Below are 1,964 nucleotides of genomic sequence, written 5' to 3'. Positions count from 1 at the left end.
TGGTGGCGATGCCAGCACAGGCAGCCAGCGATTCGGCCAAGAAGCATCACGACCATACCGAATATGGCCCGGCCATGGGTGCCGATCATGGCATCTACGATCTCGATGGCCCAGGCGCGCCAACCTATTCTGATGCCAGCGGCGTGCGCTATGAATATCAGGGCGAATGGACCAAGGGCCAATATGTCGACAAGGATGGCCGGGTTTATGAAGGCCAATGGAACGGCACCGTGACCCGTCACGGCGATGAGGCACCACACCACCGGATGCCGCATCATCCCATGCCCGCAGCTGGTGCGCCATACGATGTTCCGCATGCCGCAGCACCCTATCCCATGCCCCCCGCTTATGGTACGGGCTATGACAATCGCGAATATGAAAAGTGCCTGAAGAGCGATGGTGTCGGCGGTGCCGCAATCGGCGCGATATTGGGCGCCATTGCCGGTAACCGCATTGCGGGCCGCGGCAATCGCACCGAAGGTTCGCTCATTGGTGCGGGGCTTGGTGCGCTTGCCGGTCTCGGTGTCGAAAAGTCGATGAAGAAATGCGAGAAATATCTGCCGAGCGATAACGGATATGGTTCAGGCTATGGCCATGCTTATGGCGCCTATCCCTATGGCTATTATTACTACCCGGCACCGATGGTCACATATTCGATGGTGCCCGTGACCACGACCACGGTAACCGAAGAAATCTATTATGAAACGGTGCCCGTAAAACGGAAGGCCGTGCGCAAGTGGAAAGCGAAGCCAAAGCCGAAGCCGCGCTGTGTGTGCCGCTGAGCGATTGCGAGCCCAAACAAGAAACCCCGCCTTGGCGGGGTTTTTTGTTAGCTGAAAAGGTCGGCCTGCTCGCGCTGTTCGAAATCGACCCAGCCATCGGGGCTGAGTTTTTCGAGCGGGCGATAGCGGGTCTTGTATTGCATCCGCGCTGCACCATCGACCCAATAGCCCAGATAGACAAAGGGCAATCCGGCCGCGCGCGCGCGCATGATGTGATCCATGATAATGAAATTGCCTAAGCCGGGACGGCCTTCGGCTTCGGCATCGTAGAAGCTGTATACCATCGACAGACCATCTGATTGCTGGTCGGTAATGCACGCTCCAATCAGTTCGCCTTGCGCGCCATAGCGAGCGGGAAGCCGATATTCGACGACATGGCTGTGCACCGGTGTCTGCTCGACCATGTCGGCATAATCCATATCGTCCATGTCAGCCATGCCACCTTCGGGGTGACGCTGCTTCAAATAGCGACGGAGCAGTTCATATTGCTCATTCGTTGACCAAGGGCGGCAGGCACTTACCTGAAGATCAGAATTGCGCTTAAGGATTTTGCGTTGGGTGGCGTTGGGCTGAAAGCCGTCGGTCAGGATGCGCACCGGTACGCACGCCTTGCAATCGATGCAGCTCGGGCGATAGGCGACATTTTGGCTGCGGCGAAAACCGATGCGGCCAAGCGCTTCGTTGAGTTCGCTTGCATGCGCACCGTTCAGTTCGGTGAACACCTTGCGCTCGGTTTTGCCGGGCAAATAGGGGCAGGGGGCCGGGTTTGTGACAAAGAAGCGCGGAAAGCGGACTGGTGCGCTCATGGTAAACCGACCTCGCCTTATATTGTTGGTTGCGAGGAGTTATGACGCTTTACGGGAGTGCTGAAAAGGGCATTTACCATCAATATGCGATGGCATTGATTTTGTTCAGTTCAGTTCGACCCGTTCGACCTTGTAACCTGCATCTTTCAGCGAATCGACCAGACCCTGCAGTTGCTCTGCATCGCGGGCTTCACATTCGATGTCTGTTATCAGGCCCTTGGCGGGCAGCGTCGTGAAGATGCGCTGGTGATAGATTTCGATGATGTTGATATTATGCTCGTTGAACAGCTTCATCACCTTGTACAGCGCGCCGGGGCGGTCCTGGAGGGGGATGCGCAAGCGGGCGAGGCGACCCGAACGGGCCAGGTCGCGCAAC

General features: G+C 57.2%; 3 protein-coding genes. 1 reads left to right on the top strand and 2 read right to left on the bottom strand.

Annotation, left to right across the window (positions count from 1 at the left end):
• On the top strand, positions 1-782 hold a 782-nt coding region (locus Q0239_RS00130), incomplete at its 5' end, for a glycine zipper 2TM domain-containing protein (RefSeq protein WP_298596507.1).
• Between the two features lie 47 nt (positions 783-829).
• On the opposite strand, the gene Q0239_RS00125 is transcribed toward Q0239_RS00130, so the two are convergent.
• Positions 830-1,588, bottom strand: coding sequence for an arginyltransferase (locus tag Q0239_RS00125; RefSeq protein ID WP_298596504.1), 759 nt, complete (start codon positions 1,586-1,588; stop codon positions 830-832).
• Positions 1,589-1,693: 105 nt separating this feature from the next.
• Positions 1,694-1,964: ACT domain-containing protein (locus Q0239_RS00120; protein WP_298596501.1), on the bottom strand; the 271-nt coding region annotated here is incomplete at its 5' end.

Source organism: uncultured Sphingorhabdus sp., from assembly GCF_937872355.1.
Taxonomy (GTDB): Bacteria; Pseudomonadota; Alphaproteobacteria; order Sphingomonadales; family Sphingomonadaceae; genus Sphingorhabdus_B.
The sequence above is the reverse complement of the archived record's forward strand: the minus strand, read 5'-3'. Positions and strand labels throughout refer to the sequence as shown.